This window comes from Paenibacillus sp. GCM10027629, assembly GCF_042676425.1.
GTDB classification, from domain to species: Bacteria; Bacillota; Bacilli; order Paenibacillales; family Paenibacillaceae; genus Paenibacillus_K; species Paenibacillus_K terrigena.
In genome coordinates this window covers 1920186-1944702 of sequence record NZ_JBHTGZ010000009.1, presented here as the reverse complement: position 1 = coordinate 1944702, position 24517 = coordinate 1920186, and the positions used below count along the sequence as shown (strand labels likewise).

Below are 24517 nucleotides of genomic sequence, written 5' to 3'. Positions count from 1 at the left end.
TGATGGATGTCACACCTCTATTGCGATAAATGAGCTAGAATAAGGATGTAACGAGATAGTGAAAAAAGTTACAAAGTATTGTCGGCTGCTCCGATGAGCGGCGAAAATAGAAATAACGGAGGGATTTCGATGTCGGTGATCGAAAGAGAAGTTATGGACAAACAACAAAACGGATGGCGTGGATTTAAAGACGGTAAATGGAGCAGAGAGGTAAACGTAAATAACTTTATCGGTCTGAACATTACGCCTTACCTTGGTGACGAAGCTTTCTTGGCAGGCCCTACAGAGAATACAACGGCCCTTTGGAAGATCGTATCCGAACTTACGAAAAAAGAAATCGCGAATGGCGGCGTGCTGGATGTAGATGTGAATCATCCTTCAACGATCGTATCCCATGGCCCTGGTTATTTAGATAAAGATAAAGAGCAAATCGTTGGACTTCAAACAGATGAGCCTTTCAAACGTTCGATCCAACCATTTGGCGGCATTAAAATGATGATTGATGCATGTAAAGCATACGGCTTCGAATTGCCGCAAGAGATCATCCACATGTTCACAGAAATTCGCAAAACACATAACCAAGGTGTATTCGATGCCTATACATCGGAGATGAGAGCAGCACGTAAAGCGGGTATCATTACAGGTCTACCTGATGCTTACGGTCGTGGACGGATTATCGGTGACTATCGCCGAGTTGCCTTGTATGGTGTGGATTTTTTGATCAAGCAAAAACAACAAGATCTAAAGAACTTGGAACTTGATTCCATGACTTCGGATGTTATCCGTGACCGTGAAGAAATTTCTGAACAAATTCGCGCATTAGGCGAGCTGAAGAAAATGGGTGAAATGCACGGATTTGATATCTCGAAGCCAGCTATGAATGCGAAAGAAGCGTTCCAATGGTTGTATTTCGGATACCTTGCAGCGATTAAAGAACAAAATGGTGCAGCGATGTCCTTAGGACGTTGTTCATCTTTCCTAGATATTTATGTCGAGCGCGACCTTCAAGAAGGTACGTTGACCGAAGAACAAGCACAAGAATTGGTTGACCATTTCGTTATGAAATTGCGTATCGTTAAATTCTTGCGTACACCAGATTATAACGAATTGTTCAGTGGTGACCCAACATGGGTAACAGAATCCATCGGTGGTATGGGTGTGAATGGCGAGACACGTGTTACTCGTAACAGCTTCCGCTTCTTGCACACATTATACAACCTAGGTCCTGCTCCAGAGCCGAACTTAACGGTATTATGGTCGACGAAATTGCCAGAAGGCTTCAAAAAATATTGTGCAAAAGCTTCGATCGAAACAAGCTCCATCCAGTACGAAAATGATGATTTGATGCGTCCATACTTCGGTGACGACTACGGTATCGCATGCTGCGTATCTGCAATGCGTATTGGTAAACAAATGCAATTCTTCGGCGCGCGTGCCAATCTTGCCAAAGCATTACTATATGCGATCAATGGCGGCGTAGACGAGAAATCTGGTGCTCAAGTTTCCCCAGAATTCCCGCGTATCACATCTGAAGTATTAGACTACAAAGAAGTCATGAAACGTTATCACAATGTGATGGAATGGCTTGCGAAGTTGTATGTGAACACACTCAACGTCATTCACTTCATGCATGATAAATACTCTTATGAGCGTATTGAGATGGCACTTCATGATAAAGACATTCTTCGCACGATGGCTTGCGGTATCGCAGGATTGTCGGTTGTTGCCGATTCCCTAAGTGCGATTAAATACGCGAAAGTTCGCCCAATCCGTAACGAGAACGGGATTGCCGTTGACTTCGAAGTGGAAGGCGAATTCCCGAACTATGGTAACAATGATGATCGCGTTGACTCCATTGCGATCGAGCTTGTTGAGACATTCATGGGTATGATTCGTAAACACAAAACATACCGTGACTCCTTGCCAACACAATCCGTTCTGACTATCACTTCGAACGTTGTATACGGTAAGAAAACAGGTACGACACCAGATGGTCGTAAAGCGGGCGAGCCATTTGCACCGGGTGCGAACCCAATGCATGGACGCGATAAGAAAGGTGCTCTTGCTTCCTTGAGCTCTGTAGCGAAATTACCGTATGAGCACAGCTTGGATGGAATTTCCAATACGTTCTCGATCGTGCCTAAAGCACTTGGTAAGGACGAAGAGTCGCGCAAAACCAACCTGACATCCATGATGGATGGCTATTTCGGCAGCGGAGCGCATCACTTGAACGTGAACGTATTCGCACGTGAGCAATTGCTTGATGCGATGGAACATCCAGAGAACTATCCGCAGCTTACGATTCGTGTATCTGGATACGCGGTTAACTTCATTAAGTTGACGAAAGAACAACAAATGGACGTTATTAACCGTACGTTCCATGGATCCATGTAATATCAATAGCAAACTGTTATAGCTATACAGTGCATTGCAGAGAGGATGCGTGAAGCGAGTGGAGGGACGTATTCATTCACTAGAAACTTTTGGCACCGTTGATGGACCAGGTATTCGTTTCGTGTTATTCATGCAGGGCTGTGCGATGAAATGTCAGTATTGCCATAATCCCGATACATGGGATACATCCGAAGGCAAGCATGTTACGATTGAAGATATCATCAAAGAAATTGAGCCATATATCCCGTACTACAAAAACTCTGGGGGCGGACTAACCGTCTCCGGAGGAGAACCAACATTGCAAGCGGACTTCGTTGCGGCCTTGTTCCGAGAAGTGAAGAAGCGGTGGGATCTGCATACGACACTGGACTCGAATGGATTCAACGATCCCGAATCGGAACGTATGGAGCATTTGATGGAAGTAACCGATCTCGTGTTACTCGACATCAAGCACATTGACCCCGAGAAGCATCTGAAGCTGACTTCGCAATCCGTTGAGCATACGCTCAAGACGGCGCGTTGGTTATCCGATCATGGGAAGAAAGTCTGGATCAGACATGTGTATGTGCCTGGCATCCATGATGATGAGAATGACTTGTTGAACCTGGGTCGATTCATCGGCACGCTTAAGAATGTCGAGAAATTTGAGATCCTGCCATATCATCAGATGGGGATTTATAAGTGGGAACAGCTTGGACGGGAATACCCGCTACAAGGTGTACCTTCTCCGACAGAAGATGAAGTTAAGCGGGCGTACCGTTTGATCGAGCAAGGAATACAAGAAGGTAAAACGGTCCAAATATAAAGTTTTGAATAAAGAACTGTTGATTTCTAATCCTAGAAATTGACAGTTCTTTTTGTTGTCATTTTATCTAATGGATTTTGGACTGTAGATGATTTTATCCCTCGATCATCGAAATGACGTCCTTACATAATAAGCAGTAAGACCTATAATAAAGGTGTAGCAAACAAATAAAAGTTTTTGGGAGGGTCTTCTAAATGAAGAAAAGTCTATTGATGTTACTGACATTCGTGTTCGTTGCTTCGATCGCGCTAGCAGGCTGTGGATCCAAAACGGAAGAAAAGCCAGCGACGACAACAGATAACAACAATGCAACGACGACGACAGAAACGACTAAAGAACCTGAGCAGGCGAAACCGTTCGAAATGACAATCCGTCATACACAAGTCGGGGAGCAAAAGAAAACTCGCTTTAAAATGCTTCAAGAAGTTGTAGAGAAGACACAAGGCGAAGTGCAAGGCCTAACCTTTAAATTAGATGGTGTTGACTCTGACGTTAACCGTAAAGAAAAGCTTAGAGGCGAGATGGCATCCGGCAGCGTACCTGATATCTTCGATGCATTCGGTAGCCCAGATGCAAAAACATATGCGAAAGCAGGAAAAATGCTTGATATCACGCCAATCCTTGATGAGCTTGGCATTAAAGATAAATTCACGAACTTAGGCCCTTGGACAGTTGATGGCAAAGTATACGGCTTGCCAATCGGTGCATCCGCTGAAGCGGTATTTTACAACAAAGAATACTTCGAGCAAAAAGGCTTAAAAGTACCTACGACATTCGATGAGTTCCAAACCTTGCTCGAGACGATTAAAAAAGACGGTAAAATTCCTCTAGCAGCTGGATCCAAAGCAGCATGGGTACCATTAATGATCACGAACAACCTATGGTCCCGTACAGCAGGTTCGGATGTAACGGAGAAATTCAATACTGGCGATGCGAAATGGACAGATGCGGACGTTGTTACAGCGTTCAAAACACATAAAGATTGGGTAGACAAAGGCTACTTCAAAAAAGGCGAACTTGGTCTTGAGTACGCTGATATGCGCACACAATTCTTCAATGGTGATGCAGTCATGATGTTCGACGGTACATGGGCATCTTCCTTGTTCAAAGAAGGTCAAGATGGTGCGAAGATGATTGGTAAAGTTGGATTCTTCAACCTTCCTGCCTTAACGAACGGTAAGGGCGATCAAACTTCCTTGATGCAAGACGTGAACAATGGATATGGCTTCTCCGCGGAAGTTGCGAAAGATCCGCAAAAATTAGCAGCTGTTAAAGCGTTCATCAAAAACTTGTACAACGAAGATATGCAAATCCGCGGCTTGGTTGAAGACGGCGTATTGCCTTCGATGAAAGTAGATCAAGCAAAAGTTGATGCATCCGTTAAAGATCCATTAATGAAAGAAATCGCTGGTGTATTGACACATGTTAACATTTCCTATGCAGCATTTGATGCAATCGTACCTGCAGATGTAACAACCGAAATCGGCGTTCAAATTCAAAAGTTGATTGGAAACCAAACAACACCTGAGAAAGCAGCAGAAAGCATTCAAAAAGTTCAAGAAGAAGCAAACGCTTCGGCTGAATAATTCTAGAATGTGATAATGAAAGGGGCGCCACCCGCTACTTAAATCAGGTGGCGCCCTTTTATCATTACACAAGAAACACAATCTTTTGGAGGATGGAGCGGATACTGTTATGAACAAAGCGATGAGAAACCCTTATATATACGCGCTCTTTGTTATTCCGGCCCTAGTATTATTTGTACTATTTTTTATCTACCCGCTGATTAATGCCGTGTACTACAGCTTGACGAACTGGAACGGTGTTTCGGATCATTTGAAATTCTGGGGATTCAAGAATTATACCAAAGCATTAACAGATGACACGTTCTGGAATGCGGTTAAAAACAATGGATACTTTATTCTTTTCTCTTGTTTCATCCAGGTTCCGATTATCGTGATTTGCTCCTTGATGATTGCGAATGTTAAGCGATTTAAATCTTTGTACAAGACGGCTGTATTCATGCCGACAGTCATGTCGACGGCAGTTATCGGTATTCTATGGGGATTTATTTATAACTATGATGTAGGACTATTCAATAATATTCTTGGATTCTTCGGTGCTGAAGCTGTTGACTGGTTAGGTGATCCTAAGTTTGCCATGCTCTCGATTCTAATTACGAACGGTTGGCAGTGGACAGGTTTCTACATTATTATGGTGCTTGCTGCAATCCTCTCGATTCCTAAAGATCTTGATGAAGCGGCGGAAATTGATGGAGCGACAGGGTACCAACGAGCGATGAAAATAACAATGCCGCTGATTATGCCCGTTGTATCGGTTGTTATTATGCTCTCGATCGCAGGTGCAATGAAAGCAGCGGATATTATTATCGTTATGACAAAAGGCGGTCCAGCAGGATCGACGGACGTTATGGCGACATATATGATCAAATATGCAATCACGAACTTCAAATATGGATACGGTAATGCGATTTCGGTCATCATTTTCGTATTTACAATGATTCTGACGGTCTTGTATCAAGTCTTGATTGCGAGACGGAGCGAAAGGATTGAATACTAATGATGAGAGTATTGAAGAAGAGTATTAACCACATCGTCCTAATGGGCTATTTGCTCATCATTTTGTTCCCGTTTCTTTTCGTTGTCTTTTCATCCTTCAAACTCAATAACTCAGAGATCGCGTTAAGTCCATTCGGTCTGCCTGAACATTTCGTTTGGGATAACTATGTAACGGCATGGGTGAATGCGAAGATCAACGTTTATTTCCTTAACAGCTTGTACATTGCAGTTCTATCTTCCTGTACTACGATACTTATTGGAGCGATGATGTCCTTTGCGGTGACACGGATGCGCTTCGGTAAAATTAGCTTGCTACTATTCCAGTTGATCCTACTTGGTATGCTAATTCCGAATACATCGTTGATGCTGCCGATCTACTTATTGATGCAGAAAATGAATGTCCTCAATACACATTTGGCCCTCATTATTCCTTATGTTGCGAATGCGATTCCATTTACCGTTATCATTATGGCGCAATTTATGAAGGCAATCCCTTCGGAGATTGAAGAAGCGGCTGTCGTAGATGGGTTGAGCGTCGGCGGTATCTTTGCTAAAATGGTGTTGCCACTCACGATTCCTGCGATTGTAACGGTGTTTATCGTGAACTTCCTAGGGAACTGGAACGAGTTCTTACTGTCGAACTATTTCATCTCGAATGATGAGCTTAGAACGCTTCCGACCGGTATGGTTCAATTCCGAGATGCGTATCAATCGAACTATGCGCAGATGTCGGCGGGTATCGTCTATAGTGTCGTGCCGGTTATGGTCATCTATGCTGTACTACAAAAGAAGATTATCGAAGGGGTTACGGCTGGTAGTGTGAAGGGGTAACCGGAGGAGAGTGGGATTAGGATGATGAATTTAAGACTTAAATTATTTACGGCTTTTATTACACTCATCATTATCCCTCTCGTTCTCGTAGGGGTTATCACTTACTTTGTCACTTTCGATTTGATAGAGAAGAAGTATAGTCAACAAGCAGAATTCTCACTCAAGGCGATTAGCCAGAACATTCAGTTCGTCTTCAGTGAAATGGATAAGGTCACGGAGAATGGGATCGCAGGGAATGTGGTTCAGACCGCCATCGGTGCGGTCAATTCCCGTGAACTTGATCTATCGGATGCCAAGCAGCTGAAGCTGAATGAGAATCAACGAAACTTCCGCGTCAATCTCTTCAGCCATCCGACGATTAGCTTTGCCTTTGCTTATAATCTCAAGGATGCGACGATCGCTTCGATCTTTACGAAAGAGAACTTCACAGCGTTGCCTTTTGCTAGATTCAAGCGTGAACCGTTGTATCAAGAGGTTGTCGAACTGAACGGAGCGCCCAAATGGGTCGGTCCGTATGAATACAAAGAGATTACAGGTACGGATCCTGTGTTCACGCAAATTCGGATGGTCAAAGAATTAACGACGATGAATAATATCGGTGTGCTGATTACTCAGATTAAGAACTGGGAGATTGAGCGCATTTTTAATGACTTCCGCTATAGTAAAAATTTAGAAGACACCCGCTTTTTCCTCGTGAATGAAGACGGGTTAATTCTCTATGACACACAAGAACAATACAATGGCCAAAATATTAACCCGTTTCTCGGTAAGCCGATGAATTTCAATTCCAGCTACCAAAGCTATCGTGATGATTTTAATCACCATGAGAGCGTTGTCTCTGTGAATAAGTTGAAGGATAAGCAGTGGTACCTCGTATCCACGACATCTTGGAACTCGCTCTCGCAAGATATGGGAATCTTCCTGAAATGGGTTGTTGGGATTCTTTTCATTAGTTTACTTGCCGCATTCCTCTTCTTCTGGTTATTTATGAATCGCATTACGAAATCGATCATTCGTATTGTGCGGTTCATGCGCCGGGTGGAGAATGGAGATTTGTCTGCTCGTGTAGATGAAGAGGGCAATGATGAATTGTTTTTACTATCGAAAGGATTCAACAGCCTCATCAGCCAGGTGAATAACCTGTTAGAAGAAGTGAAGACAGAGCAGAAGCATAAAGCACAAGCGGAGCTCCGAGTGCTGCAAGCGCAGATCAAGCCACACTTCCTATTCAATACCCTCGAATCGATTAACGTGCTGGCGATACAGAATGAAGGACGCAAGGTGAGCCAGATGGTCTATCGTCTTGGCAATATTTTGCGGATAAGCATTCAGGACAAAGAAGAGATTATGATTTCCCAGGAAATCGAGCATCTGCGCAGTTATCTAGAGATTCAGAAGTTCCGATTCGATGAATTGTTCAATTTCGATATTCAGATGCCTAATGAAGTCTTGAACTCGATGATTCTCAAGTTAACGCTGCAGCCACTCGTCGAAAATTCCATTCAACATGGGTTTGAAGGGATCACACATCAAGGATTCTTACAGGTGACAGGGTACGTCGAGGGAGACGATATTGTGATCACAATTCAAGATAACGGGATTGGGATATCGAATCGGCAATTACGTAAATTCCAGTACATGAAAAATGATGATACGCTCACCCCTGAAGGCCAAGATATCGTGATGAATGAACGCCGCGGCCTCGGGCTGCGGAGTGTGGCGGATCGTATTCGAATTCAATACGGATATCGATATGGTGTCTATATCTGTTCAGAAAAAAATCAAGGAACGACCATTCAAGTCAGAATTCCGAAGTATGGGCCAGGTGAAGTGTATGAAGCTAAAAGCGATGCTCGTTGATGATGAAATCCACATTTTGAACAACTTGAAGATGGTACTTCCATGGTATGAGATGGATATCGAGATCGTGGCTTTGGCACGCAACGGTGTTGAAGCGCTTGAGGTTGTGAAGCAAGAGCAGCCTGATCTGATCCTGTGCGATATTCGGATGCCTGTTATGGATGGACTGAACTTCTTGCGCGAGCTACGGAAGATCGATACGGAATGTGAAGTGTTGATGCTCACGGGCTATGAGGAGTTTGAGTATGCTCGTGTTGCCTTGCAGCACGGGGTGCGCGATTATATCTCGAAGCCAATCAATTATGAGAATTTGGAAGATGTGGTCAGACGGATCGCCGGCATGATCCGAACAGCTCGCATGGAGAAGCAGATGGCGGAGCGCCGCTGGGGCAAAATGATCGATTTGGCCTATGAGAAAATGATGTTCGACGTGCTCATGGGGTATTCGAACGGGGATGCGAATTATTTCATTTCCCATGAAGATCAGCGGATTGAGGATTTAGAGTATGTTGTGATGATCGTCGATTTAGATCATTATTCGGTGAAATCGGTGACTTGGAATGATAATGAACGGAAATTGTGGAACTTCGCCGTGAGTAATGTGCTTCAGGATGCGCTCAAAGAATTCCACTTGAAATATGCGGCATTACAGACCCGGGAAGGGGAGTGGTGTCTCATCATTCAGTTCTACCATGATTCATTCCATGTGAGTAAGGAAGAGATTCAGAAGTGGGTAGCCTGTCTGCAGAAGGCTGTAAAAGAAAACGTCAAAATGACCGTGAGTGTCGGTTATGATAGAGGTCCTATCTTAATTCGTGAGCTTGCTCTATCCTATAAGAATATTCAGCGATATCTGCTCACCAATCCAGATCAAGAACAGATTATCTCTGTGGGTGATAGTGTTCCGAGTCAGTCAGAGCCTACGGGATCTCAGTGGGAATTGATTGAAGAGATCGTCTCTGGCTTACGGCATGGTGATCGAGGTAAAATTGAGAAGTCCTTGCACGAACTGAAGACCAGTCTGATCGTATCGGCAGATAATTCGCTTGCGCAGGCAGAGAAGTTCTTCTACTACATCGTCATTCATTTATTGCGGGAGATGCGAGAGATGGACGTCTTATCTGCTGCAGAAGAGGAAGAAGTATGGGCGAAGTTCAGGTATAAAGTAAGCCTGAAGGAGCTGCTCGTTGTCATTACAGAGCTCATAAACCGTGCGCTTGATGTAACGTCAAGTAAGAAGTCGAGTGAACTGTTGATGATCTCGGCCAAGGACTATATTCAACGCAATCTAGGTTCCGATATCGGAATTGATGAGATTGCAGATCATCTGGGCATTAGCTGCAGTTATTTTAGTCTATTATTCAAAAATTACTTCGGAGAGACCTTCGTCGAATATTTAACGAAGCAGCGGATGGAACTCGCTAAATCGTTATTAGTCATCAGCGATAAGAGCATCACGCAGATTGGATCGCTTGTTGGTTACATGGAACGCCGATATTTCACGAAAGTATTCCAGAAGTACACAGGTATGACCCCTTCAGATTATCGGGAGAGAAAGGCGGAAGAATAATGAGCAAAATAGCGAATTTATCATTAGCAGAAAAAATCGGTCAAATGGTGATATGCGGATTCAATGCTTACACATCGGATGCGCATATTGAACAGTTAATTGAGAAACATCATATTGGTGGCGTCATCTATTTCCGCCGCAATTATGCGAACGTTCAGCAAATGGCAGACCTTTCTTATGCGTTGCAACAGTTCAACAAGAAGAATTCTGATATCCCGCTCTTTATCAGTATCGACCAAGAAGGTGGCATGGTAGCGCGGATTGATACCGATGAAGTCACCCTTGTTCCAGGCAATATGTCGATCGGCGCTGCGCGCGATGCGCAGCTCGCATATGAAGCGGCTGTGATCTGTGCGAAAGAACTTCGCCTTATGGGGATTAATGTGAATTTTGCCCCAAGTCTCGATATTAACAATAATCCGAAGAATCCCGTCATTGGCGTTCGCTCCTATGGAGAAAGTGCTGAGCTTGTGAGCGAGTTAGGCATTGCGACCATTGAAGGCTATCAATCTTCGGATGTTGTGGCAACAGCCAAACATTTCCCGGGACATGGTGATACCGCTGTCGATTCACATTATGGATTGGCTTCCGTACCGCATGATCGTGAACGTCTCATGCAGCTTGAGCTTGCGCCGTTCATTCGTGCGATTCAAGCTGGTGTGGATATGATTATGACCGCACATGTCATGTTCCCAGCATTCGAGCCTGGACAGATTCCTGCGACTTTATCGCGCAAAGTGCTTCATGACTTACTTCGTGTCGAGCTCCAATATGACGGCGTTATCGTGACAGATTGTCTTGAAATGCATGCGATATCCAAAGAGTTCGGCGTTGCGGAAGGCGCAGTCATGGCCATCGAAGGCGGTGCAGATATTGTTCTTGTCAGCCATACGTTGAAGGAGCAAGTCGCTGCTATTGAAGCCTTGATGCAAGCGGTGCAATCGGGCCGTCTATCCGAAGAGCAAATTAATGTTTCTGTAGAACGTATTCTATTCCTCAAAGAAAAACGTCGTATGTCAGATATTCATCCATTAACGGGTGGGGTTGCTGCGCAGTTCGGAACGCCTGAGAGCAAGGAAGTGATCCGTCAGCTTACGGAGAAGTGTATTACGATTGTGAAGGATGAAGAACAACCAACATTTGATCGTTCTGCACCAACGCTTGTGATCTGGCCGGAAGTGAGACATCATACCGAAGTGGACGAACCGATTGAGCAAGCATACACCTTAGGGCCTGCATTGGCTGAGCTGGGGGTGGATGTGAAGGAAATTCGTGTGAGTACACATCCAACGTCCGAGGAGGTTGCTTCGGCGCTTGCACTAGCTGCAGATTATGAACAAATCGTCGTTGTTACATATAACGCGGTATCTGAACTGCATGAAGGGCAAGTCTCCATCGTTCGACAAATAGCTGCAAGACCGAATGTGAACTTGACCGTCGCATCGACTAGAAACCCATACGATTTGAATCAGTTCCCTGAAGTGAAGCGCTATGTATGCTGTTATGAGAATAGACCCATGACGATGGCAGCATTAGCCAAAGTGTTGACGGGTAACATTGCTGCACAAGGCAAACTTCCTGTGACGCTTTCACCTGATTACTCGTTTGGAATGGCAGTTAACTAGGCAATAATAGAGGCTAAAGACCGATATCCATGGGACAACGGATGTCGGTCTTTTCATAATATTTTAATAATCAAGAAACTTTCTTGAATTTTCAACGTCTATATACTTGGAAAGAAGCCGACGGCGCTTCACAAAAATGTAGACACGTGTAGAAGGAGTTCTTTATGAAAGTATTTAAAACAGCACTCATCTCGACATTCATTATCGCTCAATTATGCATTGCTTTGCCGGCATTTGCCGATGGAAGCACGACGCCAGGTACGACACAAGGCGATAAAACGCAGCAAAATTCGCAGCAAGGGGATCAAAATTCGACAAATGATGGATCGGCTGTAACACCGGAAACGGAAACAGAAAACAATCAGCAGCCGGGTGGTACTGTAGATCCTACAAACCCTACGAATCCTACAAATCCAACTAGTCCTACCAACCCAACGGGCGAAGTAACGCCTGATCCAGATGTTCAATCGGTGACAACGGACGATAAGCTTGTACTGATGATGAACAGCAACAAAATGTATCGTAATGGCCAAGAAGTGTTGGCGCTTCAACCTTTAACGGTGACGAAAGGAATCTCCTATATCGCACTTCGCTCGATCGCAGAGCAAGCTGGGTTTATCGTTAAGTATGACGCGGTAACGAAAGAGACAATCCTGAAGAACGGCCAGCAAGAAATTCGCTTCAAGACGAATAGTGCGGCGTACACCGTGAATGGCAAATCGTACAAAGCAAGCGGTAACGCTTATCAACAAAAAAATGTATTCATGGTTCCACTGACTTCGATTACAAAGGCATTAAATATCCCTTATAGCGTAGATAATGTGGCGAAGAAAATTACGTTGAACCTCTACTCCGCGCCAACAGCGAATTTCACAGTCTCACCTGCTGAAATTTTCGCAGAGCAGACGTCTGTGACATACAAGGATCAATCTTCGGACCCGCGTGGCCTCGAGATTGTACAGCATCGCTGGGAAGGCAATGAGAACATCTTCATGGAGCCAGGGACGCACACGATTACCCATTGGGTAATGAATGCAAATGGCGTATGGAGTGAGCCATATTCCGTAACCATCGAAGTCAAGCCGAAGAACTTACCGCCAGTGGCGATGTTCACAACGGACAAAGACACGTACAAAATGGGTGAATTGATTACATTTACCGATGAGAGTACAGATGATGAAGGACAGATTACCAAAACCGAATGGTTGAACAAATCCATCGGTTTCTTCGAACCAGGCGAGAAGACAATTACATTACGCGTAACGGACCGTCTGGGTCAAGTTGGTGAATACCAGAAGACCATTACCATCACCAATGAAACGCTGTATTTGCATGATGACTTCTTCAAGTTATATACACCGGTAGGTGAGAAGTTTACATTACAGAAGAATAATATTTTGGATCTTGCCAAAGCGCCATTCTCTTCGACGGATTCGCAGCAGACATTACTTCGCAGTAACAGTCCAGAGAGTCTGTCTACAGAAGGGATTGTCTTCCGCGACACGATTCAAGGTGAAGCGAGATTCCTCGTTCATCATAAGAATATTTCAAATCAGAATTTGAAAGTATATGTCGTTGTTACGAACCCAGGCACGATGCCAACGAATGTGACCGTCAAAGATGTTGGATTTGCAGGTCCAAATGAATACGAATCCCTTACAGGTAAATCCTCTGTAGAGCGTTATTTCAAATCCCTTAATAGTGGATCACTTGGTCAGACAACAACGTTGCAGCCAGGTGAGACGAAGGTAATCTTCTCTGAGCTTAGCGCGCAAGCGATGAAGCCAGGTCATGTCGTCAGCTTAATGGGAGATGTGAGCTCGGATTCGGAAGTGACTTATCAAGTTGCAGCCGTAGCAAGCAACAAAGACATTTTGAAGACTTTGCCAAGCTTAACGTTGCTAAATCGCGATAATATTCATATCCGTGGTACTTATGAGAATGCGAATCGTCTGATCGAGCTCAATCAAGTCGTTGGTGATAAGCCATCCCGTATTTCGTTAGCAGATAACAATGATGATTTGTATCTGAACGGTATTGATAATACGAACGGCATGCCGAGCATCAATATGGGGAACTACGGTGTGATGTACACGATCCGACTCAACCATGTTGCACCGAACACGTTGATCGCATTCAACCCACGTGGCGGCATCTACAAAGGAATTTTCGTCGTTAATGGACAAATGACAGAAGCACCTAGCAATGGAACGCTCGTGAACAGCAATGATGCGAGTGTGGTCTATCGTACAGGAAGCGCAGAGGAGTCGGTAACGATTCTCTTCACACCTGTATCCGGTAGTAACTTGCCTGTAAGCATGCTGTTCCTCCCATTGGCACAGCAACCACAATCCTAAGTTTACCCACGACCGTGAGGTCCTTCGTTTGAAGGGCTTCACGGTTTTTTTATGTACGGAATTCAGAGCCCAATGGGGTTCGATTGACGGGTGTTCGATAATGTTGCATTATTAGAGGATAGATGTACAAATGGACACGTAGTGAACAGATGGGGGGATGGAGGTTGCTCAAGACAGAAGAAATTGTGCAGATCATGTCCAAACAAGGTCTGCGAATCACCGATCAGCGCCGAACGTTGGCGAAATTGTTCGCAGAGTCCGAGGGCTACTTAACACCAAAAGACGTGTATGAATATATGTGTAAGCATTACTCGGGATTAAGCTTCGATACCGTATATCGAAATTTACGCGTGATGCAGGAGCTTGGCGCATTAGAGCAGATTGTGTTCGAAGAAGGTGTGAAATTCAAAGCGCGCTGTGCAGAGAATCATCACCATCATCACTTGATCTGTCTTACATGTGAGAAGACGTATCCGATCACGTTCTGCCCGATGCAATTGACGGACGTACCCGATCAGTTTCAGGTTGTGAAGCATAAGTTCGAAGTCTTCGGTTATTGCAAAGATTGTCTTGCGGTTGAAGCTGGAGATTCAGGTAATCAATCCAGCCTGTCTGCTGCACGTACGGAGTAGGGGATATGAAATGGGTGCTGAAGGCTCCAATTCATTTCTATCGTAAAGTGATTTCACCACTGAAGCCGCCAACTTGTCGCTTCTATCCGACATGTTCTGCTTATGCGCTAGAGGCCATAGATGTACATGGTCCAGCCAAAGGGTCCTGGCTCGCGATCAAACGGATTGGCAAATGCCATCCCTTTCACCCAGGCGGTTATGATCCGGTTCCTCCACCGAAGTCATCTAGGAATCCACTGTCTTGACATTGGGAGCCGGACTCGTTATATTCATGTTATATATGTTATCCGAGGAAGGGATAAGTACATACAAGTAGCCTAGATCAGAGAGCCGGGGAAGCTGAGAACCGGTATAGGTGAGGATATGGAAAATGGTCCTGGAGGATTTGCTCTCGAGCAAAGTTTATGCGCAAGCATTCGAATGATGAAGATGCGGTAGAACTTTGTAAGGTTGCAGCGTGCCCAGCGTTAATGGACAGTCCGACACGGACTGGTTGAGCCTTTCTATTGCGAAATAGAGAGGGAAATTGGGTGGTACCACGTGAGTAAACTCTCGTCCCATTGCGGGCGAGAGTTTTTTTGTATTTTCATCACATTAAAGGAGATGTCTTTCTCAATGAGTAAACAAGCGAACACATTCTATATTACAACCCCGATTTATTACCCAAGCGACAAGCTGCATATCGGCCATGCGTACACAACAGTTGCAGGGGATGCAATGGCTCGGTACAAGCGTCTACGTGGCTTTGATGTACGCTATTTGACAGGGACGGACGAGCATGGTCAGAAAATCGAACGTAAAGCACAAGAAGCAGGGAAGACGCCTCAGCAGTTCGTAGATGATATCGTATCGGGCATTCAAGAGCTATGGAAGAAGCTAGACATTTCAAATGACGACTTCATTCGTACGACAGAAGACCGTCATAAACGAATTGTAGAGGTTATTTTCGATCGATTGCTGCAGCAAGGCGATATTTACAAAGGAGAATATGAAGGCTGGTACTGTACGCCTTGTGAGTCGTTCTTCCTTGAACGTCAGCTTGTGAATGGCAACTGCCCGGATTGCGGACGCCCAGTTGAGCTGGTGAAGGAAGAGAGCTACTTCTTCCGGATGAGCAAATACGCGGATCGTCTGCTCGCGTATTATGAAGCGAACCCAGACTTCATTCAACCGGAATCTCGCAAAAATGAGATGATCAACAACTTCATCAAGCCCGGTCTTGAAGATCTTGCTGTGTCCCGTACAACCTTCGACTGGGGCGTGAAAGTGAAAGGCGATCCGAAGCATGTCGTCTATGTATGGATCGACGCGCTGTCGAACTATATTACAGCACTCGGGTACGGATCAGACAATGATGAGCTCTTTAACCGTTACTGGCCGGCGGATGTACACCTTGTTGGTAAAGAAATTGTACGCTTCCATACGATTTATTGGCCAATCATGCTAATGGCATTGGATCTTCCGCTGCCGAAGAAAGTATTCGCGCATGGCTGGTTGCTCATGAAAGACGGCAAAATGTCCAAATCCAAAGGGAATGTTGTCGATCCAGTAACGTTAATCGACCGTTATGGCCTCGATTCACTTCGTTACTACTTATTGCGTGAAGTTCCATTTGGTTCGGATGGCTCGTTTACACCGGAAGGCTTCGTTGAACGTGTAAACTCGGATCTTGCAAATGACCTTGGGAACCTGTTGAACCGCACAGTTGCGATGGTTGACAAGTATTTTGGCGGCGAAGTTCCGGCGTATGCTGGTGATGTTACAGCCTTCGATGCGACGTTACGCGAAACAGCACTTCAAACGGTGCAAAAGGCCGAAGAAGCACTAGATACGATGGAATTCTCCGTGGCCCTAACAGCAATTGGCGGATTCATCAGCCGTACGAACAAGTATATTGATGAGACGCAGCCGTGGGCACTTGCGAAAGATGAAGCGAAAAATGCGGAGCTCGCATCCGTCATGGTGCATCTGGTTGAAGCACTGCGGATCAGTTCCGTGTTATTACAGCCATTCTTAACGCAGACGCCAGTGAAGATCTGGGCACAGCTCGGCTTGGAAGCAGGCGAATTAACCGCATGGGATAGCACCCATACGTTCGGTTTGATTCCTGCTGGAACGAAGCTCGTGAAAGGCGATCCGATCTTCCCGCGCTTGGATGCAGAAATTGAAGTGGCTTACATCGCACAATCGATGACAGGCAGCGTGACACCAGTGGTGGAAGCGGCGTCAGAGCAAGCAACGGAAGTTGCAGTCATTGAAGCTCCGGCTGATGTCGAAGAGATTGCGATTGACGATTTCATGAAAGTTGATCTGCGTGTTGCTCAAGTATTAGCGGCGGAGCCTGTGAAGAAAGCGGATAAATTACTCAAGCTCCAATTGGATCTTGGTTATGAACAGCGTCAAGTCGTATCGGGTATCGCGAAGTTCTATACGCCTGAACAATTGATCGGACGTAAGGTTATTTGCGTCACGAATCTGAAGCCTGTGAAGCTGCGTGGTGAGTTATCGCAGGGGATGATCCTTGCGGCATCTGCTGGAGATCAATTAACACTTGCGACGGTACCAGATTCCATGCCGAATGGTGCCATTGTGAAATAAGTAAGATCATATCAGGAAAGGCCGATAGAAGCCATGGAAGTGGCGTCTTATCGGTCTTTTTTGCACGGAAGGCAGAGGTATGAAGGGGATTCATAGTGGTGAGATTAAAAGTACCTGAATCGCTTCGGGGCCAATGCACTACTTTGTGGTGTTATTTAGGTGTTGACAGGTTTCATGAAACTCCTTATAATCCTAACAGTAATGTTTACGATTAAGAGTAAGCCTTGGGAGGGGATTGACGATGAAATCGATGCGTAAATATATGATAGGGGCAGTCATAATGATCTTTGCGATCATGCTTACTGCATGCGAACAGAATAATGCCATAAAACTTGAAGAAGGGAAAATAAATGTCGTTACAACGATCTTCCCTATTTATGATTTTGCCAAGCAAATTGGAGGCGATCATGCGAATGTCATGAATTTGATCCCGACTGGCGTTGAACCGCATGATTGGACACCGAAAAGTCAAGAAATCTCGGTAACATCCAAAGCACAGCTGCTGCTCTATAATGGTGCAGGTCTTGAAGGCTGGATTCCGAATTTCCTGCAAGGGCTGGGAAAAGACACACCGCTAAAAACGGTTGAAGTGAGTCATGGGATTGACATGATTCATGCAGAGGGCGATGACGGGCATCATCATGGCGAAGAAGCGGGCAATAAAGACGAGCACGATCATGGCAGCGATGGAGCACACGGCGATGATATGTATCTGGACCCGCACACGTGGGTAAGTCCAAAATCAGCACTCATCATGGCGAAGAATATCAAGGATAGCTTCATTGCAGTGGATGCTGCGAATCAAGCGGACTATGAAGCGAATTATGCGAAGTTAGAGAAGAAGCTGAAAGATCTGGACTCGAAGTTCGAGACAGAACTTGCGAATACGAGCAAGAAAGAGATTGTCGTATCGCACCAAGCGTTCGGATACTTGGCTCGTGACTACGGTCTCACGCAAAAAGCCGTGATGGGATTGTCACCGGAAGCAGAACCGCGCAGTCAAGACATTATTGAATTAACGAAATATGTGAAAGAACATAACGTGAAATATATTTTCTTCGAAGAATTGGTATCGGATCAAATTGCGAAGATGCTAGCGAGTGAAGCGAAGGTTGAGACGTTGGTATTGAATCCAATCGAAGGCCTAACACCGGAGCAGGACAAATCTGGTGAAAATTATGTTACATTGATGGAACGCAATTTGCAAAATTTACTTAAGGCTTTACAATAGAGTGAGAACAAGTAAAGGGGAATGCGATAATGACGATTGAATCATCTACGAATGCACGGTGCCATCAAGATGTGATTCGGCTCGAGCATGTCTCATTTGACTATCAAGATCAATCGGTCATTCGTGATTTGAATTTTGCTGTACAGCAGCGGGATTTCGTCGGGCTCATCGGCTCTAATGGTGCAGGAAAGTCAACGTTAATGCGAATGATTGTAGGTCTCTTGAAGCCAAAGAGCGGCCGCATCGAGCTATTCGGAGAACCTATAGAGCAGTTTAACGGCTGGCAGCGAATCGGTTATGTACCACAGAAAAATTCATTTAACCCTCTATTTCCAGCAACCGTTCGTGAGGTTGTCCAATCTGGAGTGTATGGGAAGCGGAATGTTGCGAGACGGATTCAGAAGGAAGATATTCAGAAATGTACGGATGCCATGGATGTGATGCGGATTGCAGATCTCGCGTCCAAACGGATCGGGCAACTATCAGGCGGACAACAGCAGCGGGTTTTCTTGGCTCGCGCCCTTATTAATAATCCGGAGCTGCTCATCTTGGATGAACCGACTGTAGGGATTGATATTGAGACACAGCATGATTTCTTCCAGCTCGTACAGCATATGCATCAGCATCATCGCATGACGTTCCTGATGGTATCTCATGACATGGATATGATTGAATCCTACTTGGGACAAGAACCTGCACAGCAGAGCGGCAAATTAAAGTTCTTTGTGAAGCACTCCCATGAGATTGAGAACTGTGAGGCTGTGAATCTATCGCATACACTCACGGTTCGAGAGACAGAATCACTTTAAAGGGGACGAACGGAATTGAATATGATTATAGAGTTAATGACAAGCGGTTTCTTCTTGAAAGCGTTCGTCGGAGGCGTTCTCATCGCTGTGGTTGCACCGCTGATGGGAACTTTTCTCGTGTTAAGACGGCTATCCATGATCGGGGATACACTCGCGCATGTGACGATTGCCGGTGTTGCACTGGGGTTCCTGCTGCAGGTCTACCCGTTAGCCGTCGGATTGATCTTCGCATTGCTCGCTTCGTTTGCGATTGAGCGGCTGCGTAAGGCTTATAAGACTTATGCTGAGCTGTCCATCGCGATTATTATGTCGGGTGGGGTTGCGCTGGCATCGCTCTTCTTCACGCTAGGTAAGAACTTTAACTTGAACGTGACAAGTTACTTGTTCGGTAGCATCTATACATTAACTGATCTTGATATTTATGTGGTCGCAGTCGTTGCGGTTATCGTCCTCATCGTCGTTGCGGTGTTCTGGAAGGAGCTGTTCCTGCTTACGTTCGATGAAGATGCAGCAGCAGTGTCGGGCCTGCCTGTCCGTGCATTGAACATCATGATTACAGTCCTTACGGCATTGATTATTAGTGTGTCCATCAAAATTGTCGGTGCGCTGCTTATCTCCGCATTGCTAACGATTCCCGTGGCGTGCAGCTTGTTGATCGCACGCGGATTCCGTCAATCGATTATCTTCTCGGTGATCATAGCTGAAATTGCGGCGATAGCCGGTCTCTTGGTCGCTGGGGTATGGAGTCTCGCACCGGGGGCGACGATTGTATTGATCTTAATTACGATTCTCATCGTGACCATGATAGTCCGTCGAGGGCTGAAAATTTAGGAGGACGATTCAACATGAGCGTATGGATTGCATTCTGGGCGGGGCTGGCTTCCTTTATCTCGCCCTGTTGTTTACCGCTATATCCTTCTTACATATCATTCATAACGGGTGTGTCCGTCAATCGTCTGAAGACAGAACAGAACACACGTGAAGTACGGATGCGCGTCGTGTCGCATACGTTCTTTTTCGTATTAGGGTTTTCGGTTGTTTTTTATGCGTTAAGTTATGGTGCGAGTTTAGTAGGGGATTTATTTGTAGATTATAAAGATTTAATTCGTCAGATTTCCGCGATATTAATTCTAGTAATGGGGTTATTCCTCGTCGGATTATTCCAGCCGCAATTCCTGATGAAAGAACGGAAATTTCAGTTCAAATTTAAGCCGGCTGGTTATATTGGTTCCTTCGTATTCGGTATCGGATTCTCTGCGGGTTGGTCCCCGTGTGTAGGGCCGATTCTGACGGCGATCATTGGACTGGCGGCTACGGAACCAAATGCATGGCTCAGGCTCATTACAGCGTATACGATCGGTTTTGCGGTGCCGTTCTTCATCTTTGCCTTTTTCATTGGCTCGACCCGTTGGATTCTGAAATATTCGAACCGTCTGATGAAGATTGGCGGCGTGATTATGATCATTATGGCGATCCTATTATTTACGGATCAGATGAGCCGGATTACGATCTGGCTGCAGTCCATTACGCCAAGTTGGTTGAAGTTCTAAAGTCGTGAAAGTTCGGACAGACTTGCATTTGGTCCTGTAAAACATGTATCATATTGAAGTACAATTTATAATGTTGGAAAAGAGGGGAACCAATGCCTACACCGAGCATGGAGGACTATTTGGAGCGAATTTACAAACTGATTGACGAAAAGGGCTATGCACGGGTATCTGACATCGCAGAAGGTCTTGAAGTTCATCCCTCCTCAGTGACGAAAATGATTCAAAAGCTCGATAAAGATAATTACCTCATATATGAGAAATACCGTGGCTTGATCCTTACGAACAAAGGGAAGAAGATGGGGAAACGTCTCGTTGAACGTCATCATTTGTTGGAGGATTTCTTAACGATCATTGGTGTTCAGCATGAGAATATCTATACGGATGTCGAAGGGATTGAACATCACTTGAGCTGGGATTCGATTACTTGCATCGAGACATTGGTCGAATACTTCAAGCGTGATCCCGAGCGGTTACGTCATTTGCAAGAAATACATCACGAGTTGAATAACGAATCCTAATCGTAATGATATTGATTCGCACGCGTTAGCAGAAGCGTCCATTCCTTTCCGGAATGGGCGTTTTTTTGCTTTATTGATGATGAATTTAGTCATATTCCCGCTTATCGCAACTTTGTGGGTTGTTTTGCTGTCTATTACATGGACGATTATAATAGGAAGATGACTAGAAACAGGAGGTAGAGAATGAAGTTTAGTAGAATGATTCTTGTTGCACTGATTATGTTACTTATGATCCCATCATGGACAGCTTTCGCTGCTGGTCAGACGAAAGAAATAGCCCTGTTCCTAAATGACCGACGCATCGCAACGGATGTGGCGCCTTACTTGACGCCGCGTACGAATGTGACGATGGTGCCTTTGCGTGTCATTAGCGAATCGCTTGGCGCGACGGTAGATTGGAAGAATAGAACGGCGACAATCTATCAGAACAATAATACGTTGATTTTACGAGAGAAGAATCGAGTTGCGAATGTAAATGGCAATGAGGTGAAGTTAGATGAAGCGGTAGCGATTCGAGATTCCCGCGTTCTCGTTCCACTGCGATTCGTAGCTGAGAATTTAGGCGTAACGGTCGTATGGGATGGCGTCACCCGTACCATTACGATGACTTCTTCAAATGATAATAATGATACATACCCGAATCAGGACTTGCGTGGCGCTTGGGTGTCCACCGTGTATAATTTGGATTGGCCTTCGAAGGCAGGTCTTCAAGTTGAGCAACAGAAGGCTGAGTTTACGAAATTGCTAGATGATCTGAAAGGAATGGGCATGAATGCGGTATTCGTACAGGTGCGTGCTGCATCAGACGCATTCTATCCATCGAAGCTTGTACCATGGTCCAAATATTTAACGGGGGTACAAGGGCAAGATCCTGGGTATGATCCACTTGCTTTTATGATCGAGGAAACACATGCGAGAGGAATGGAATTCCATGCATGGTTTAACCCGTTCCGAGTCAGTGTGGACAGCAAAGTAGAGAGTCTCTCGGCTGACAATCCAGCGGTTCAGCATCCGGATTGGGTCGTGCGCCATCAAGGCAAGCTGATGTTCGATCCTGGTATCCCGGCAGCCCGTGAGCACATTCTTCAAGCGATCATGGAAGTCGTGAACAATTACGATATTGATGGCGTTCACTTGGATGATTATTTCTATCCTTACGGTCAGGATAAAGAGCCTTTCGCAGATGATGCAAGTTATGCAGCATATAATAATGGGCAATTCAACAATAAGGGCGATTGGCGCCGGGATAATGTGAATCAGTTCGTGCGAACCCTCGGTGAACAAATTCATCAAGCCAAACGTCATGTCAAATATGGAATCAGCCCATTTGGTGTGTGGCGTAACAGCAAGCTCGATCCAACAGGCTCAGCGACGAATGCAGGTGTAAATAGCTATGATGATCTATATGCCGACACAAGAGCATGGATTCAGAACGGTTGGATTGATTATATTGCCCCTCAAATCTATTGGAACAATGGGACGAAAGCTGCGCCATACGATAAGTTAGTGGATTGGTGGGTCAACGAGACGAAGGGTACTGGTGTCAAGCTCTATGTTGGCCACGCTGCCTATAAGTTAGGGACGACGGAAGCGGGATGGTCTAGCAGCAATACGATCATAGAACAGCTGGATTATAACCGTCAAAACGGCGGCGTTGAAGGTAGTCTATTCTTCCGAGCGAAGAATCTTCAAGCGAATGTTCTAGGCATCGCAGATCAACTACAAGCCTACTATTCTCGTTAACATGGAAACAACCCTCTTCGGCATATACATAGACAAGAGGTTCTATGTCAATGGCCACTAGGGGGTGGGCGGATGTTGGTGAATGCGGTGTTTGAAGGCGGCGGAGTCAGAGGGATTTCGCTGGCAGGGGCGGTGCGTGCGGCCGAGGATCATGGGGTGACCTTTCATCGAGTAGCAGGTTCATCGTCGGGTTCGATCGTAGCCTCATTAATCGCAGCGGGGTATACGGCAGAGGAGATGCGTGAGATCATTATGAGCACACCCTTCACCTCCTTTTTGAAGCGCGCCCCTATCTTTAATATTAAAGTTATTGGACCGATTACACGCGTTTTGTTGAAAAAAGGGTTATATTCGGGTGAAGCCCTGGAGACCTGGGTTCGGAAACTGCTGCTGAAGAAAAATATTAGAACCTTCGGAGACATTGCCCCAGATAAGCTTCGTATTATTGCTTCAGATATCTCTAATGGAAGACTGCTGGTGCTCCCGGACGATATTGAGCTCTATGGTATTGACCCGAACAAGTTCGAAATCGCCAAAGCGGTTCGGATGAGCACCAGCATTCCTTATTTTTTCGACCCGGTCATGATCCGGAGTTGGAACGTACAAGGCGGTTCTAAGCCATTCTCCAAGCAGTTTTCTTACATCGTGGATGGCGGGTTGCTCAGTAATTTCCCACTCTGGTTATTCGAGAAAGATCGTAATCCAAGAACCAAGCAGTTGATTCCGACCATTGGATTTCAGATGGTGGGGAAGCAAGATCATCAGCCGCATGCGATTGGAGGGCCATTTACGATGTTCGAAGCAATGTTCGAGACGATGATGTCTGCGCATGATGAACGGTATATCGAACAGTATAATCGATATCGGACCATTAAGATTCCTACGCTCGGTATCCGAAATACGCAATTTGAGATTTCGACGGAGCAAAGTACTAGCTTATATGATTCAGGCTTACTTGCGGGAACGCAATTTTTTGAACGATGGACCTATGAAGGGTATGAGGTTCAATTTAAGAAGTTCCAAGCAGAAATGTCGTGGAAGAAATGAAAAAAAGAAGCTCCTTGTCTGCTGCATGCAGATGAGGAGCTTTTCTTTGAGTTTAGTGGAACCGAGGAATGTTATCATCACCGTCATCTTTACCTTTGGATCCTTCAATCACGCGGAAAGGAACGGTCTTACGTTTTGGTTTATGCGACTTCGCATACTTCGCTTCTGTCCGCTGAGATACCTTAATCTTCGGTGCTTTCCGATAGCGGCCTGGCGGGAATTTCAGGAGCAGGAACACAATTCCGAATACGATCACGGGTATGAGCAGTCCATACTTTCCATTTACAATGGAATACACTACACCGAGTGCCGCTAACGCCATGATGACAATAAAGGAAATTCGATGCCGATTCACCATACTACATCAT

The 24517-nt window shown here is 45.3% G+C and carries 20 protein-coding genes; 19 read left to right on the top strand and 1 reads right to left on the bottom strand.

The features are described 5' to 3' along the window. Positions 1 to 129: 129 nt before the first annotated feature. The 19 genes from pflB (at position 130) to ACFQZR_RS18500 (ending at position 24149) form a co-directional block, all read left to right on the top strand. On the top strand, positions 130 to 2394 hold the full coding sequence (pflB, locus tag ACFQZR_RS18590) for a formate C-acetyltransferase (RefSeq protein ID WP_379348457.1): 2265 nt from the start codon (positions 130 to 132) through the stop codon (positions 2392 to 2394). A gap of 58 nt (positions 2395 to 2452) precedes the next feature. Then, complete coding sequence (pflA, locus tag ACFQZR_RS18585) at positions 2453 to 3199, top strand: pyruvate formate-lyase-activating protein (RefSeq protein ID WP_379348912.1); 747 nt, start codon at positions 2453 to 2455, stop codon at positions 3197 to 3199. Between the two features lie 194 nt (positions 3200 to 3393). Beyond that, positions 3394 to 4785: an extracellular solute-binding protein gene (locus ACFQZR_RS18580; protein ID WP_379348455.1), complete on the top strand. Its 1392-nt coding sequence runs from the start codon at positions 3394 to 3396 to the stop codon at positions 4783 to 4785. Positions 4786 to 4894: 109 nt separating this feature from the next. After that, the gene (locus ACFQZR_RS18575; protein ID WP_379348453.1) at positions 4895 to 5779 is read left to right on the top strand and encodes a carbohydrate ABC transporter permease; all 885 of its coding nucleotides are present in this window, start codon (positions 4895 to 4897) and stop codon (positions 5777 to 5779) included. 2 nt (positions 5780 to 5781) lie between these two features. Further along, the gene (locus ACFQZR_RS18570; RefSeq protein ID WP_379348910.1) at positions 5782 to 6609 is read left to right on the top strand and encodes a carbohydrate ABC transporter permease; all 828 of its coding nucleotides are present in this window, start codon (positions 5782 to 5784) and stop codon (positions 6607 to 6609) included. A 21-nt stretch (positions 6610 to 6630) separates the two neighbouring features. Further along, complete coding sequence (locus ACFQZR_RS18565; protein WP_379348451.1) at positions 6631 to 8469, top strand: cache domain-containing sensor histidine kinase; 1839 nt, start codon at positions 6631 to 6633, stop codon at positions 8467 to 8469. Further along, a complete protein-coding gene (locus ACFQZR_RS18560; protein ID WP_379348449.1) occupies positions 8444 to 10039 on the top strand; it encodes a response regulator in 1596 nt (531 codons plus the stop codon). The genes ACFQZR_RS18565 and ACFQZR_RS18560 overlap by 26 nt, the downstream gene beginning before the upstream one ends. Further along, positions 10039 to 11664 carry a glycoside hydrolase family 3 protein gene (locus tag ACFQZR_RS18555; protein ID WP_379348446.1) on the top strand — a complete coding sequence of 542 codons (1626 nt, stop codon included), beginning with the start codon at positions 10039 to 10041 and terminating at the stop codon, positions 11662 to 11664. The genes ACFQZR_RS18560 and ACFQZR_RS18555 overlap by 1 nt, the downstream gene beginning before the upstream one ends. Before the next feature lie 164 nt (positions 11665 to 11828). After that, positions 11829 to 14021 carry a stalk domain-containing protein gene (locus tag ACFQZR_RS18550; protein ID WP_379348444.1) on the top strand — a complete coding sequence of 731 codons (2193 nt, stop codon included), beginning with the start codon at positions 11829 to 11831 and terminating at the stop codon, positions 14019 to 14021. Between the two features lie 164 nt (positions 14022 to 14185). After that, positions 14186 to 14653 carry a Fur family transcriptional regulator gene (locus ACFQZR_RS18545; RefSeq protein WP_379348441.1) on the top strand — a complete coding sequence of 156 codons (468 nt, stop codon included), beginning with the start codon at positions 14186 to 14188 and terminating at the stop codon, positions 14651 to 14653. 5 nt (positions 14654 to 14658) lie between these two features. Beyond that, positions 14659 to 14898 carry a membrane protein insertion efficiency factor YidD gene (gene yidD / locus ACFQZR_RS18540; protein ID WP_379348439.1) on the top strand — a complete coding sequence of 80 codons (240 nt, stop codon included), beginning with the start codon at positions 14659 to 14661 and terminating at the stop codon, positions 14896 to 14898. A gap of 370 nt (positions 14899 to 15268) precedes the next feature. Next, positions 15269 to 17251, top strand: coding sequence for a methionine--tRNA ligase (gene metG, locus ACFQZR_RS18535; protein WP_379348437.1), 1983 nt, complete (start codon positions 15269 to 15271; stop codon positions 17249 to 17251). Between the two features lie 241 nt (positions 17252 to 17492). Beyond that, positions 17493 to 18482 (top strand): metal ABC transporter solute-binding protein, Zn/Mn family, encoded by a 990-nt coding sequence (locus ACFQZR_RS18530; RefSeq protein WP_379348435.1) that lies wholly within the window; start codon positions 17493 to 17495, stop codon positions 18480 to 18482. Between the two features lie 29 nt (positions 18483 to 18511). Continuing rightward, complete coding sequence (locus ACFQZR_RS18525; protein ID WP_018755101.1) at positions 18512 to 19291, top strand: metal ABC transporter ATP-binding protein; 780 nt, start codon at positions 18512 to 18514, stop codon at positions 19289 to 19291. A gap of 21 nt (positions 19292 to 19312) precedes the next feature. After that, on the top strand, positions 19313 to 20122 hold the full coding sequence (locus ACFQZR_RS18520; protein ID WP_379348432.1) for a metal ABC transporter permease: 810 nt from the start codon (positions 19313 to 19315) through the stop codon (positions 20120 to 20122). A 14-nt stretch (positions 20123 to 20136) separates the two neighbouring features. Further along, positions 20137 to 20841 carry a cytochrome c biogenesis CcdA family protein gene (locus ACFQZR_RS18515; protein ID WP_379348430.1) on the top strand — a complete coding sequence of 235 codons (705 nt, stop codon included), beginning with the start codon at positions 20137 to 20139 and terminating at the stop codon, positions 20839 to 20841. 92 nt (positions 20842 to 20933) lie between these two features. After that, the gene (gene mntR / locus ACFQZR_RS18510; RefSeq protein ID WP_018755104.1) at positions 20934 to 21359 is read left to right on the top strand and encodes a transcriptional regulator MntR; all 426 of its coding nucleotides are present in this window, start codon (positions 20934 to 20936) and stop codon (positions 21357 to 21359) included. Between the two features lie 183 nt (positions 21360 to 21542). Continuing rightward, on the top strand, positions 21543 to 23102 hold the full coding sequence (locus ACFQZR_RS18505) for a family 10 glycosylhydrolase (protein WP_379348427.1): 1560 nt from the start codon (positions 21543 to 21545) through the stop codon (positions 23100 to 23102). A gap of 72 nt (positions 23103 to 23174) precedes the next feature. Continuing rightward, on the top strand, positions 23175 to 24149 hold the full coding sequence (locus tag ACFQZR_RS18500) for a patatin-like phospholipase family protein (RefSeq protein WP_379348425.1): 975 nt from the start codon (positions 23175 to 23177) through the stop codon (positions 24147 to 24149). A gap of 52 nt (positions 24150 to 24201) precedes the next feature. Here the strand turns inward: ACFQZR_RS18500 and ACFQZR_RS18495 are convergent, their stop codons facing one another. Further along, the gene (locus ACFQZR_RS18495; protein WP_379348423.1) at positions 24202 to 24507 is read right to left on the bottom strand and encodes a hypothetical protein; all 306 of its coding nucleotides are present in this window, start codon (positions 24505 to 24507) and stop codon (positions 24202 to 24204) included. Positions 24508 to 24517: the final 10 nt, after the last annotated feature.